This window comes from Cohnella lupini, from assembly GCF_003386205.1.
GTDB classification, from domain to species: domain Bacteria; phylum Bacillota; class Bacilli; order Paenibacillales; family Paenibacillaceae; genus Cohnella; species Cohnella lupini.
This window is the reverse complement of sequence record NZ_QRDY01000035.1, coordinates 19,183-31,851: the sequence shown is the minus strand read 5'-3', so window position 1 is coordinate 31,851 and position 12,669 is coordinate 19,183. Positions and strand designations below refer to the sequence as shown.

The following is a 12,669-nucleotide window of genomic DNA, read 5'->3' as shown; positions in this document are numbered from 1 at the left end:
ATCTGTTTATCCGTTTTTAAAGGATTTTAGAAAAGGATGCGGACGAACCATTTTTCATTCATGGCGATGATGCTGGCATCATCTTTGGTTAGTAAGCAAATCGGACTAACTCCGCGCTTCGCAGCCAAATCGAGCGGAGATAGTAAGCGAATCGGACTAACTCCGCCCACCGCAGCCGGATTGAGCGGAGATAGTAAGCGAATCGGACTAACTCCGCCCACCGCAGCTGGATTGAACTGAGATAGAAAGCAAATCGGACAACTCGGCCCCCAACCACCGAATCTCGCCGAATTAACGAAGAAAGTTAGCTTACTCGGCCCTCCACCACCGAATCTCGCCGAATTAACGAACAAAGTTAGCTAACTCCACGCTCCACCGCCGAATCGAGCCGAATTAACGAAGAAAGTTAGCTAACTCCGCGCTCCACCGCCGGATCGCGCCGAATTAACGAACAAAGTTAGCTAACTCCACGCTCCACCGCCGGATCGCGCCGAATTAACGAACAAAGTTAGCTAACTCGACCCTCCACCACCGAATCTCGCCGAATTAACGAAGAAAGTTAGCTAACTCCGCCCCCTCACCCCCGAATCTCACCAAAGATCCTACAAAATCCTACTAACTCCGCCCTCCTCCACCCACTACTAGACCAATCGAACGGAGCTAACTCCCCCCGCTCCCACCCCTGTTGACCGAATGCCGCTTGCTGGATATAATAAACTCAATTTATATCTAAGGCTTTGACCAAAGACATGATTTCCTTCAAGGGCTGAACAGAGAAAGAGGTGCAAGGTGCGAGCCTCTACAGCGACCGGACGGAGATTACCCCTTTGCAGCCGTGACGTAGAACCCGAGGCGAGCAGGTTGAGCCTCGACAGTAAACGTTACCGCGTTATCCCCGTTACCGGATACCGATAAGGACTTGGCTAGACGTCGAACAAGACGAAGAGCCAGTCGAATAAGGGTGGAACCACGAGCTGAACGCACTCGTCCCTTTGTGGGGAAGTGTGTTTTTTTGCGTTATTCAGGTGTTATAAGGTACTCGCTTATCCATTCTGAATAACCTCCGACATAAACTTTCCCCCTGCCGTCCGCGAGGAAGGCGGAAACCGTTTATGCTTGCGTTCAGTACAAATCCAAGGAGGGATTGCATCGTGGTCATTCAAGCGGTATTGGCGGACGGAAAGGTAAAGGAGTTTCAAAGAGGGACGACAATCGAACAAGTAGCGGAGTCCATCAGCTCAGGCTTGAAGAAGAACGCCGTGGCGGGGAAAATCAACGGAGTCCCGGTGGACTTGAACAGGAAGATCGAGCAGGACAGCCGGGTCGACATTATAACGCTGGATAGCAAAGAAGGGCTAGAAGTATATCGGCACAGCACGGCTCATTTGATGGCCCAAGCGATTAAGCGAATTTACGGGAAGCAAGCGGTCAAATTAGGAATCGGTCCGGTCATCGAAGACGGATTCTATTACGATATCGATATAGAGAAGCCTCTTTCCATCGACGATCTGTCCGCAATAGAGAACGAGATGAGGAAGATCGTACAGGAGAATCTGCCTATCGTTCGCCGCGTCGTCAGCCGAGAAGAAGCAGTCGCTATTTTCGGGGAATTGGAGGATCCGTATAAGCTGGAATTGATTCGCGATTTGCCGGAAGAAGCCGTTATTACTATTTACGACCAAGGGGAGTTTTTCGATCTTTGCCGTGGTCCGCATCTTCCTTCCACGGGACGCATCAAGGCATTCAAGCTGCTTAACGTAGCGGGTGCTTATTGGCGCGGAGACTCGAACAACAAAATGCTTCAACGTATTTACGGGACTGCCTTTCCCAAAGAAGCTCAATTGGAAGAACACCTGCGCATGGTGGAGGAAGCGAAGAAACGGGACCATCGTAAGCTGGGCAAAGAGCTGGGACTATTCATGTTCTCCGAAGAGGCTCCCGGTATGCCGTTCTACCTTCCCAAAGGGATGACGATCCGCACGCAGCTCGAGAATTTCTCCAGAGAAATGCAGGGCAATCATGGCTATGAAGAGGTTCGTACGCCGCTCATGATGAATAATCGAATTTGGGAGCAGTCCGGGCATTGGGATCACTACAAGGAAAATATGTATTTTACGAATGTGGACGATACGACGTTCGCGCTCAAGCCGATGAATTGCCCGGGTCACATGATCATCTATAAAAATAGCCTACACTCCTACAGAGAGCTTCCGATTCGATTATCCGAATTCGGGCAAGTGCACCGTCACGAATATTCCGGCGCTTTGAGCGGCATGATGCGAGTTCGGACTTTCTGCCAGGACGATGCGCATATTTTCGCCAGAGAGGATCAGATCGAAGACGAAGTGAGCTTGGCGATCGAGCTAATCGACCGCATGTATAAGGTGTTCGGCTTTGAGTACAAGATCGAGCTGTCTACGAGGCCGGCTGATTTCAGGGGCTCCGAGAAGTTGTGGGATATCGCGGAAGATTCCCTTCGGAACGTGCTGGACAAGCGAGGTATTGACTATCAACTGAATGAAGGCGACGGAGCATTCTACGGTCCGAAAATCGATTTTCATATCCTGGACGCCTTGAAGCGAAGCTGGCAGTGCGGAACGGTTCAACTGGATTTCCAGATGCCGGAGAAATTCGACCTCGCTTATATCGGCGAGGATAATCAGAAGCACCGACCCGTTGTGATCCATCGCGCGATCTTCGGTTCGATCGATCGGTTCATGGGCATTCTGACCGAGCATTTCAGCGGTGCTTTCCCGCTGTGGCTGGCGCCGGTTCAAGCCAAGTTGCTTCCCGTCTCGGACAACTATCTCGCTTACGCCTTAGAGGTGAAACGGGTGCTTGAAGAGACAGGGATTCGCGTAGAAGTCGACATGAGAAACGAGAAGCTAGGCTACAAAATCCGCGAGGCTCAGCTGGAGAAGGTACCCTATATGCTAGTGCTCGGCGAGAACGAAAAGAGCTCCAATACGGTATCCGTTCGACAACGGGGAGAAGGCGATCTCGGAGCGATGCCCGTTCAAGAGATTGCGAGCCGTATCGCCGAACAAATTCGCATCAAGCAATAGTTCTCCGCCGTGGCACTGATACGGGTCGAATATCATATGCTAGGTTAAATGACCGCATTGACGAACCGAAGATGTTCCGACGGCGAAACATGGGGAACGAGGGGATGCGTATGATTCATTATGCCGCAATCGGGGATTCTCTGACCGCCGGCGTGGGAGACCTGTTCGGCGGAGGGTTCGTTCCGAAGTATGGAAGATGGATTCAGCACAGCCTTAACCAGCAGGTCGTCTACGATAAAATAGCCCTCTCGGGAGCAACGTCGTCCGAGATCTTGTCGGTTGCCGAACACGATTATAGGGCAAGGGCCGTTCTGCGAAACGCCGACATCATTACGATTACGGCCGGAGGCAACGATATGGTCGATGCAGCCAAGGTGTATGCGTACGATCAGAATCCGGAAGTTTTCCGGCAGGCCGTAGCGAGAAGCCGGAATAACATCGCGGGTATACTAGGGGTCATAAGACAGTTGAAAGCCGGGGGCGGTCCCTATCTCGTCCGAGCGGTCGACCTTTATAATCCTTCCCCCTCGTTGCAGGAGGGCAATCTCTGGATCAGGCGATTTAATAGCAATCTGGAGAGCTTGCAGGACGGGTACATGAGGGTCGCGAACATCTTCGACGCTTTTCAAGGGCGGGAAAGAGAGCTCTTGGCGATCGACCGGTTCCACCCGAACGGGCGAGGATACGCCGTGATTGCGGAAGAACTGAACAGGCAAGGCTATAGGCCGCTATAATGAACGGGGTCCCGCGCGGACTCCGTTTTTTTACGCTTATATGGAAGAAAACGACTAGTCTGGTATACTTCGAATAACGAATGGAGGTTCGATGAATGGAAGCTGAACTCACGGAACTGGTCAAACATACGCAAGCCAAATTGCGAATGCAGACGATCTCTCAGGTACTGGAAGAATTCGACGGTCGAATTATGGGCCTCGATAAGGAAAAGCGTCTACAGAAGTATCGGAAAATGAAGATGAGCCCTTATTTGTTTTTTCGGGGAAGCGCGTATTTATTCTACTTCGATATTGGACGGGAATGGATGCCCCACCACAGCGATCCGGAGCGGCCGACATGGATTCAAGGCGACCTGCATTTCGAGAACTTCGGAGCGTTCCGAAGCGAGAAGGGCCGTATCGTCTTCGACGTGAACGATTTCGACGAGGGGTGTACGGGCTCCTACTTATACGATGTGCTTCGCATGTCCGTCAGTCTTTTCCTGATCATGACGGAAAGAGATTTGCCCGCGGAGCAGCAGAAGGACGCGGTTATGGCGTATTTGTCCGCCTATGCGAAAGGGATAAGAAGATTTGCGCAAGGAAAAGAGGACCCCAGTTCCCTCGTGTTCGACGTGGAATCGACGGAAGGTCCGATCCGGAAGCTATTAAAGAAGACGGAGAAGCTCGCCGCCAGTCATCTGATCGAAGGAATTACGACGTTGGACGGAGAGCGGCGGGAATTCGTATGGTCGGAAGAAATCCTGAAGCCGACGAAAGAGGAACGGCAGCTCGTGATGAGCGGGTGGGCGGAATACTTGAACAGTCTATCTCCTGAAACTCGCAAGCCGGACGAGTATTATCGCGTAAAAGATGTCGGCGTGAAGCATGGCTCCGGAACGGCTTCCATCGGTCTCGACAGGTTCTACGTGCTGATAGAAGGGGATAAGGGCGAGCGATCTCAGGACGATATCATCATCGAAATCAAGGAAGTGAGGGCACCCGTGCCGGCGTATTTCATGCCGTATAACGAGGAGTTCTGGGAGAAATTCGCGCATCAGGGCAAGCGGGTAATCATGACTCAACAGGCCATGCATCACGAAGCGGATCCATTCCTGGGATATTTGACGTTGAACGGACGACAATTTTACGCGAGGGAACGATCTCCATACAAGAAGAAGCTTAAAGCGCACAAGATCGCCGAACCCTCCGAATGGCTGGCCACGGCGGAAAGCATGGGCCTCATTACCGCGAAACTTCACGCGAGGGCGGATGCGGACGTGGAACTGGGCATCCTCTCCTATCACAGCGAGCACGAGATTAACACTGCGATAGGCAAAGACTCCAACGCATTCTGCGATTACGTTACGAATAGGGCCTTCTCTTACGCGCTTCAAGTAAAGGAAGACTTCGGGCTGTTTAAGGAATGGAATGTATAGTCGAGCTTAATTCTCCATGCCGGATAAATCATAGGGACTGCAAGAGGTTGCCGTTGGGCAAGCCTTTTGCAGCCCTTTTCATCTTCTCAATCGCTTGAAACAGCGACTGTGCGGAGATATTGAAAAAAAGAGCATTATCGGTTATTCACAAACGGGCATTGTCCTACTATACTGTGGTTACAGATAATGATAATCAATCTCACTAAATAGGAGCTACAGAAAATGACAGCCACAAATCGTTCTATGTATTTAATTATCGCGGTAGTCATCATCAGCTTGCTTGCCGCGTGCGGCAATTCGAACAACAACGCATCTCCGTCGCCGTCGGCGAGCGCGGAGCAGTCGTCTGCCGTAACGGAATCCGCAAGTCCGTCCCCATCGGAGGAAGCACCCGCGGCGGAAGAAGAGGCGTTCCGAACTTTAACGGATGCAGCCGGTCATGAAGTTCAAGTTCCCACTCATCCGCAAAAAGTCATTGCGCCTTTCATAGAAGATCCGCTAACCGCTCTTGGCATTAAGCCGATCGCCCAGTGGGGAGCAAACGGCGTACCGCAGCATTATTTGCAGGACAAGCTGGCAGGCGTCCCGGTATTGGATATGAGCGGAGGATTAAAGCCGGAGGAGACGCTTTCTTATTCTCCGGATCTGATTATTTTCTTGGCGCCCACCTATCTTGCCAGCGGAACCTACGAGCAATTCGCCAAGATCGCTCCGACCTTCGTGCTATCCAACGACGAGATGGATTGGAGAGGAAACGTCTTAAAGCTCGGGGCGTTATTGAACCAAGAAGACGCGGCTAACAAAGCGATAGCCGATTATGACGATAAGCTGAAGAAGGCGAAAGAGCAGCTCGGCAGCCTTTCTACCGACAAAACGGCTATTCTGTTGCAGGCGGGCGATGAGAAAGGCTTCAAGCTATTCGGGCCTAAGTTCTACGGAGGCTCCGTGCTTTACGATGCTCTCGGCTTCAAGCAACCGAAGCTGCTTATGGGCGATTACGAGACTTATTCGATGGAATCGCTCGAACAACTGCAGGAAGTCGACTATATCTTCGTGATCTCGGGAGAGGGACGCGCCTTGCCTCCCGTCGACAATCCATTGTGGAAAGCATTGCCGGCCGTCAAAGCAGGTCACGTCTTCGATGCGGATTCGGGTCATTGGTTCAATTCCAATCCGATCGCCAACGGCTTGATGATCGACGACGTTCTGAAGAACGTTCATGAATAAGAGGCATTCCCATGCCGACCTGCAGCTCTATGCTGCAGGTCTTATTGGCTTTCAACTGCTTCATGTCAGAACCCTTAAAGATGTAACGAGAGATCTCGTAACGGATCGGTATTTCATCGGGACGGAATCGTATATGATTCTGGTTTCCTCCGGGTACAACGGCGGTATGGTCGTCGACGGGCATTACCGCTTGCTGCGTCCGGGCTCCTTCTTCGTGTGTGCGCCAGGGCAGCTAGTCGAGCTTTCCCGGCATTCCGGACTGGAGACGGGGTTGTGGCTGTTTTATTTTCAGGTGCGGACATTGTCCGGGAACAATGGGGATACGGTAGCGCAAGAGAGTTCGCAAGGGGATCTCTTTCCGTTCCTCGGCGAGGCCGTAATCAGCCCGTCGTCTCAAATCATACAGATAGCGGAGAGAATCGGTTCCAACTGGAACGATCAATTACCGTCCTCCCGGCTACGCTGCGAAGCGGGACTGTTGGAGCTTCTTAGCTATGCGCTGAGTTATCGGGAGCAACAGATGGCGCTTGCCATGGAGAGCGCCCGGATGGAGCTGGAACGGAATTATCGGAACGATATCACGATAGACGGACTGGCGGGCATCGCCGGCTTAAGCCGGTATCATTTTATGCGAATATTCAAGGAGCACTACGGTAAAGGGGTCATGGAGTACCGGACGGACCTGAGGCTCAGGGAAGCCAAACGGCTGATGGAGAATCCGGCGTATACCTCTTTAAGCAGCATCGCTCATCAAGTCGGTTATAAGAACGAAACGTATTTCAGCAGCTTGTTCAAGAAACAAACGGGGATCGCCCCTGCCGTCTATCAGCGGAATCAGAAGCGCAGGATTGCCGCGTATAGCTGGGTGAATCTCGGACAGCTGCTTGCCTTGCAGACGATTCCGTTTGCCTCGCCGATCGATCATTACTGGACGGATTATTACAGAAGCAAATATAGCGATGAGGTAAAGGTGCCGCTCAGCCATCAATACGACTTTAACAGAAAGGCTTTACGAGAAGCGAAGCCGGATTACATTATCGGTATCGACGGTTTTGTTCCTCCCGAGGAACAAGAGGATCTGCATCGCATAGCGCCGTCCCTTTTTCTGCCGTGGGAAGAGGATTGGCGAACGCATCTGTTGCTCGTGGCCGAGTTTATCGACAGAACGGAAGAGGCGGTCAAGTGGTTATCTCGCTATGACCGTAAGGCTACTTCGACTCGGGAGTTGATAGCACCGTTCATAAGAAAGGACAAGCTGCTGGTACTGGCGGTTAGCGGGGATGAGGTTCATGCTTGGGGCAATCGGGCAGGCTCGGCGTTCTATGACGATTTGCGAATAGGGATGCCGGTTCGCTTAGCCGATTTTTCGTGGAAGGAAAGGGTTGAGCCGCATGAGCTTCATGAGTTCGGAGCCGACCGGATTTTGGTGCAGGTGGATGGCGACGCGACTTCTCGCAAGACTTGGAACCAACTATCCCGCAAAGAGGATTGGCTTAAGCTGGAGGCCGTCCATAATCGCAAGCTGAACTTCGTCACGGACTATCCCGGGTTTCAAGCGCCATGGAATGAATACTCCGCCGATAATCGCGATCGCTTCTTGAATGAAATACCGGCTTTGTTCGGCATTGGCGGTTCTCGCCGGTAACAAAGCAAATCTGTATGGATGAATATCCCATTCGAAGTTCGGGGATTATGGTTAAGTACTGCCATAACCACAATCGCCGAATGGATCGGGAGGACGTAAATTGAGAAGGATCACAGCAAAGCTAACATTGATCGTCGCGATCGCTGTGGGGATCGCTATCGCTTTTCCGAACGAATCGGATGCGGCCAAGAGACGGCAACAGGAAATTCCGATGCTCCAGTCGCTCAGTCAACTATCGCCGAACCAGCTTTTAGTTACGTACGACAGGCCCGTTGACAAAGTCAAAGGCGTGACAGCGACGAATTATTGGATTCAAAGCACGACGGAAGCCGTACCGACGGGAATTGCGACGCTTGGCATGAATGACCAAGTTAGTCCGAGCAACGCGCTTACGGCCGCTAAAGTCACGATTGCGGCTGCCGATAATCAGAATCAGAGCTTCATCCTGACGTTTAATCAGAATATTACGCAAGGAAAACCTTATAAAATGATCATCTGTTACGTAACCGTGCCCGGCGGACCTCCTTACAGCGGAGACAACGGATCTGCCGCATTTGTCGGACGATAACGAAGGAGAATAGAGAGTTGCTTGTTCGATCCCTTGCGATCGAATGGGCGACTCTTTTTTCTAGCTATAATCAAAGGAAATACCTGGTAAAATAGGATGAACATAAAATATTACAAAATGACCAACCGTTCCGCCACATCGGCTACTTATATAACATACCACGTTCAAAGGAGGTGCCAAATGACCGCAAACAATCTGTTTGACGATTCGCTCCTGCAGCTCTATTCAAGGAAAATATACGGTTTTGCTTTATCCAAAACAGGGCATGAACAAAATGCCCTGGATCTGTCCCAAGAAATATCGTTGGGATTGTACCGCTCGCTTCGCGCGGGTAAGCAGGTGGACAACATGGACGCATGGGTTCACACGACGGTTCGACGGTTCTATTCGCGGTGATGGAGTATCTCGTGCGTTCCGGCAGGCTGCCGCTCCCGCTGGACTCCGAAAAAAATCAACGAAGAAGGAGTTTTCCAATAAATATATAATTACTTAATCAAGAGGAAAATGTTGCGAAGGGAGCGTAGGTCAGGATGGCTAAAACGGATTATCAAACCGCGGATGAATATATCGGTACTTTCGAGAAAGAAGTTCAGGATATGTTGGGGAAGATCCGCCAAACGATTAAAGAGGCCGTGCCCGAAGCGGCCGAGATCATTAGCTATCAGCTGCCGGCATTAGAATTCCACGGGAAGGTGGTCTATTACTCCGCTTTCAAAGACCATTACTCGCTGTCGTTCCCCCCGCCGTTCAAGGTATTCGAAGTATTCAAAGAACAGCTGTCGCCTTACCATGTATCCAAGTCCGCCGTTCAATTCCCGAAGAAACAACCGTTTCCGTTCGAATTAATGACCGAGATGGTGAAGTTCCAGGCGAAAGAAAACCTCGAAAAAGAGCAAAAGAAAAAGAAAAAATAAAACAAACCCACCATAGGCCGACAACCTAAGGTGGGTTTGCGCGTGTAAGAGCGATGTCACGTCGTTACCGTAGTCGGTAGCGCGTTGCGCTGGGGACGATCAACGCTATTCAATCTGTTCTTGAAGAAGGAAAGAATGGTCGAAGTAACGGCTATGGACAAGACGGAGATGAATCCCTGATCGAGCGATACCGCGGAGAAACTCGTTAGAACAACGATGAAATCGAACGCAAAGTTCGTTTTGCCCGGATTCAAGCCATAGCGTTTCTGCATGTATAGAGCCAATATCGTAGAGCCTCCGAGCGAAGCGCCGTTCTTGAATAACGAGCAGATCCCGACTCCGATGAACGCACCTCCGATAATGGATCCAGGCAGAGCGGGAATAGCGAAGTCGGAAAACAAACGATCGACGGAAGTCAGGGCGGATAACAGCGAGATCGCAGCCATCGTGCGGAAGGTAAAGGATCGGCCGATTTTATGATAGGCGAAAACCGCGAAAGGAATGTTCAGCAGCAAGAATACGATATGGAATTTGGTTTGGAATAAATATGACAAGCTGAGCGAGAGTCCGGCCGTTCCGCCGGTAACGACATGCGAATGCTTGAGCAAAATCAATCCTGCAGCCGTAACTACGCATCCGAGTGCAATATGAAGCCATTTACGGAAAATCCCCTTCGTTTCCTTATCCATATTCCGATTCCCCTGTTATGAAAACTTTATTGTAGGTCTTATAACAATGGTATAATACGGAAGAATGGCGATATATAAGAAAGCGAACGAAAATGATGTTAGAATAAATAACATTGAAGGAAAATGGCAAGTACTGCCTGCATTGTGGAAAGTAGGTCGGATCAAGTGGATAAAATAGATATTTCGTTAATCAAATGGCTTCAAGAAGACGGGCGGATGACGGTGAGCGACCTGTCCAAGAAATTATCGTTAAGCCGACCCAGTATTTCGGAACGATTGCTTCGTTTGCAGGAAAAAGGAATTATCGAGGGTTTCAACGCAAGGGTATCGCCTGCCGCAATCGGCAGAACCGTGCAGCTGATCATTCAAGTAAGCGAATTGAAGGTGTCTCCGCAAGAGTTCGAGAGACGTATTAAAGACGACGAGGATATCATCGAATGCCATCGCGTGACGGGCATCGTCAGCCACATGATCAAAGCCGCGGTAACGTCGATGGATGATCTGAGCAAGCTCGTAGAGCGGCTATTACCCTACGGCAACGTGAATACATCGGTCATTTTATCTTCGCCTGTACTCAATCGGACTCTATTGCCGAAGCGGCAGTAGAGAGGTCCGCATAAGAAAACTTAGGAGGAATCCCCATGAATCAAGGAAACGGTACTTCCGGTATTCGCGATTTTGATTTTCTTGTGCATCCTTACACCGTTCTGAATAAACGGCGCACCGAAGCTATGTATCCGGACAGGATCGGCGTATGGGAAGAGTTCGAAGCTACGCATACGGGCGCGTATTATCTTGATCGGAAGGTCATTATCGATCATTTCGAGGGCGGAACGTTCCCTGACGGAGAGGTAAGAAAGGGGATGACCATTAGGGCTTACGACGAGGATACGCAACAATGGTCGCTAATGTGGCTAGACAACAAAAATCATCCGGATTTCAGACCATTGGTCGGAAAGTTCGAGGATGGCGTAGGCAGCTTCCGGCAAGTCGTCGAGATGCCGGACGGTCAACCGCTGCACGTTCGATTTACTTGGGATGAGATTACGGAAGTATCGGCACGCTGGCAACAAGCCTTCTCATTCGACGGCGGCCAGAGCTGGGACACGAATTGGATCATGGAATTTACGAGAAGGAGCTAACCCGCGCCTTGCGCGGATTAACGCCTTTCCTCTTGCTTGTTATTAATGCTCGCCTTCCTCCGCTACGCCGAGAGCGAGGTTCTTCTCTTTAAACTTGGCATTATGGGAAGAGACGTAGGCGACTTTCTCCGCTTCGGGCTCGACATACAGTTTGGCGGCGTTAGTGGCTAGAACGGCGTCCGTGAACGTGCCCGCGATCAGATGTACCTTGGAGTCATGCTTCACGAAATCTCCCGCCGCGAAGACTCCGGGGATGTTCGTTTCCATTGTGCTGCTAACATGGGCGTTCCAGTCATCCATGTCCAAGCCCCATTCCTTAATCGATCCGAAGTTGTACCTAAGGCCATGATTGACGATAACGGCGTCGACGTCGATCCGTTCCGAAACTCCCGTATCCGCATGAACGATCGTCACTTGATCGATAGCGGAACCGTTGCCGCTGTGCAGCGACTCTACCGCATAGGGAGTCAGAATGGTTGCGGAGGATGCCCTCATTCGGGAAACGTTCCGTTCATGGCCACCGAATTTGTCTCTCCGGTGAACGACGGTTAAGCTGGAGGCGATCGGTTCGAGGGCGTTCGCCCAATCGACCGCCGAATCTCCCCCGCCGGAGATAAGCACGCGCTTACCCCTGAATGGCTCCAACTCCTGCACGGTATAATGCAGGTTGGTGACTTCGAAACGATCGGCGCCTTCGATCTCGAGCTTGGCCAACTGAAGAACGCCGTAACCGATGGCAAGTACGACGGTACGCGTCCAATGTCGTTCGCCGGTCGCGCAGGTCAATATGATCGTGTCGTCGGCTTGCCGATCCAGCGCCGCCACGCGCTGATTAAGCACGATCGTCGGATCGAACGTATGACACTGCTGCACGAGCTGATCGATCAGGTTTTTCCCTAAAGTAGGCGTTAAGCCGCCTACGTCCCAGATCATTTTCTCGGGATAGATTAGGATTCTTCCCCCGAGCTCTTCCCCGGCCTCGATCAGCTTCGTCTTTAAATCCCTCATCCCGCTATAGAAGGCCGTATACATTCCGGCCGGACCTCCGCCGATAATCGTAACGTCATATAACTCCAATGGTGCGCTCAAGTTCAGTTCCTCGTTTCTTTGCAACCCGGTACCATACGGTTGATAACTATCCTTTTATTTTATTGATAATGATTCTCAATGTCAATTAAATTTACGTGATGAACACTTGATCGAACCAAACGACGAAAAGGCGCCCCCGTCTCAACCTCGACGGAGTGCGCCTTTTCGATTTTACTGC

Annotated in this window: 13 protein-coding genes; 11 read left to right on the top strand and 2 right to left on the bottom strand. The window is 51.1% G+C overall.

Annotation, left to right across the window (positions count from 1 at the left end; translation table 11 throughout):
* Window positions 1-36 precede the first annotated feature (36 nt).
* The 9 genes from DFP95_RS28715 to DFP95_RS27050 all read left to right on the top strand — a co-directional run bounded on the left by DFP95_RS28715 (window position 37) and on the right by DFP95_RS27050 (window position 9,571).
* Window positions 37-240 (top strand): hypothetical protein, encoded by a 204-nt coding sequence (locus DFP95_RS28715; protein WP_147304228.1) that lies wholly within the window; start codon window positions 37-39, stop codon window positions 238-240.
* Between the two features lie 911 nt (window positions 241-1,151).
* Complete coding sequence (gene thrS, locus DFP95_RS27085; RefSeq protein WP_115995799.1) at window positions 1,152-3,065, top strand: threonine--tRNA ligase; 1,914 nt, start codon at window positions 1,152-1,154, stop codon at window positions 3,063-3,065.
* Between the two features lie 110 nt (window positions 3,066-3,175).
* A complete protein-coding gene (locus DFP95_RS27080) occupies window positions 3,176-3,799 on the top strand; it encodes a GDSL-type esterase/lipase family protein (RefSeq protein WP_181907634.1) in 624 nt (207 codons plus the stop codon).
* 95 nt (window positions 3,800-3,894) lie between these two features.
* A complete protein-coding gene (locus DFP95_RS27075; RefSeq protein ID WP_115995797.1) occupies window positions 3,895-5,217 on the top strand; it encodes a DUF2252 domain-containing protein in 1,323 nt (440 codons plus the stop codon).
* 222 nt (window positions 5,218-5,439) lie between these two features.
* On the top strand, window positions 5,440-6,444 hold the full coding sequence (locus DFP95_RS27070) for an ABC transporter substrate-binding protein (protein ID WP_115995796.1): 1,005 nt from the start codon (window positions 5,440-5,442) through the stop codon (window positions 6,442-6,444).
* Complete coding sequence (locus DFP95_RS27065; RefSeq protein WP_115995795.1) at window positions 6,437-8,089, top strand: AraC family transcriptional regulator; 1,653 nt, start codon at window positions 6,437-6,439, stop codon at window positions 8,087-8,089. Before DFP95_RS27070 ends, DFP95_RS27065 begins: the two co-directional genes overlap by 8 nt.
* 100 nt (window positions 8,090-8,189) lie before the next feature.
* The gene (locus DFP95_RS27060; protein ID WP_181907633.1) at window positions 8,190-8,657 is read left to right on the top strand and encodes a hypothetical protein; all 468 of its coding nucleotides are present in this window, start codon (window positions 8,190-8,192) and stop codon (window positions 8,655-8,657) included.
* 180 nt (window positions 8,658-8,837) lie between these two features.
* Window positions 8,838-9,053: an RNA polymerase sigma factor gene (locus DFP95_RS27055; RefSeq protein ID WP_181907632.1), complete on the top strand. Its 216-nt coding sequence runs from the start codon at window positions 8,838-8,840 to the stop codon at window positions 9,051-9,053.
* Window positions 9,054-9,187: 134 nt separating this feature from the next.
* Window positions 9,188-9,571 carry an iron chaperone gene (locus DFP95_RS27050; RefSeq protein ID WP_115995793.1) on the top strand — a complete coding sequence of 128 codons (384 nt, stop codon included), beginning with the start codon at window positions 9,188-9,190 and terminating at the stop codon, window positions 9,569-9,571.
* 56 nt (window positions 9,572-9,627) lie between these two features.
* Here DFP95_RS27050 and DFP95_RS27045 read toward each other — a convergent pair whose 3' ends face one another.
* On the bottom strand, window positions 9,628-10,260 hold the full coding sequence (locus DFP95_RS27045; RefSeq protein ID WP_115995792.1) for a YitT family protein: 633 nt from the start codon (window positions 10,258-10,260) through the stop codon (window positions 9,628-9,630).
* A gap of 165 nt (window positions 10,261-10,425) precedes the next feature.
* Between DFP95_RS27045 and DFP95_RS27040 the strand changes: the two genes are divergently transcribed.
* Together DFP95_RS27040 and DFP95_RS27035 are read left to right on the top strand one after the other, a co-directional pair.
* A complete protein-coding gene (locus DFP95_RS27040) occupies window positions 10,426-10,866 on the top strand; it encodes an Lrp/AsnC family transcriptional regulator (protein ID WP_115995791.1) in 441 nt (146 codons plus the stop codon).
* Window positions 10,867-10,901: 35 nt separating this feature from the next.
* Window positions 10,902-11,402, top strand: a complete 501-nt coding sequence (locus tag DFP95_RS27035) for a DUF1579 domain-containing protein (RefSeq protein ID WP_115995790.1) — start codon at window positions 10,902-10,904, stop codon at window positions 11,400-11,402.
* Window positions 11,403-11,444: 42 nt separating this feature from the next.
* Here DFP95_RS27035 and DFP95_RS27030 read toward each other — a convergent pair whose 3' ends face one another.
* Window positions 11,445-12,491: an NAD(P)/FAD-dependent oxidoreductase gene (locus DFP95_RS27030; RefSeq protein ID WP_115995789.1), complete on the bottom strand. Its 1,047-nt coding sequence runs from the start codon at window positions 12,489-12,491 to the stop codon at window positions 11,445-11,447.
* Window positions 12,492-12,669: the final 178 nt, after the last annotated feature.

Excerpts from the sequence above, each read along its gene's own strand:
- DFP95_RS28715 (WP_147304228.1), top strand. The coding sequence starts at position 37 with ATGCGGACGAACCATTTTTCATTCATGGCGATGATGCTGGCATCATCT.
- DFP95_RS27080 (WP_181907634.1), top strand. The coding sequence starts at position 3,176 with ATGATTCATTATGCCGCAATCGGGGATTCTCTGACCGCCGGCGTGGGA.
- DFP95_RS27075 (WP_115995797.1), top strand. The coding sequence starts at position 3,895 with ATGGAAGCTGAACTCACGGAACTGGTCAAACATACGCAAGCCAAATTG.
- DFP95_RS27070 (WP_115995796.1), top strand. The coding sequence starts at position 5,440 with ATGACAGCCACAAATCGTTCTATGTATTTAATTATCGCGGTAGTCATC.
- DFP95_RS27065 (WP_115995795.1), top strand. The coding sequence starts at position 6,437 with ATGAATAAGAGGCATTCCCATGCCGACCTGCAGCTCTATGCTGCAGGT.
- DFP95_RS27055 (WP_181907632.1), top strand. The coding sequence starts at position 8,838 with ATGACCGCAAACAATCTGTTTGACGATTCGCTCCTGCAGCTCTATTCA.
- DFP95_RS27050 (WP_115995793.1), top strand. The coding sequence starts at position 9,188 with ATGGCTAAAACGGATTATCAAACCGCGGATGAATATATCGGTACTTTC.
- DFP95_RS27045 (WP_115995792.1), bottom strand. The coding sequence starts at position 10,260 with ATGGATAAGGAAACGAAGGGGATTTTCCGTAAATGGCTTCATATTGCA.
- DFP95_RS27035 (WP_115995790.1), top strand. The coding sequence starts at position 10,902 with ATGAATCAAGGAAACGGTACTTCCGGTATTCGCGATTTTGATTTTCTT.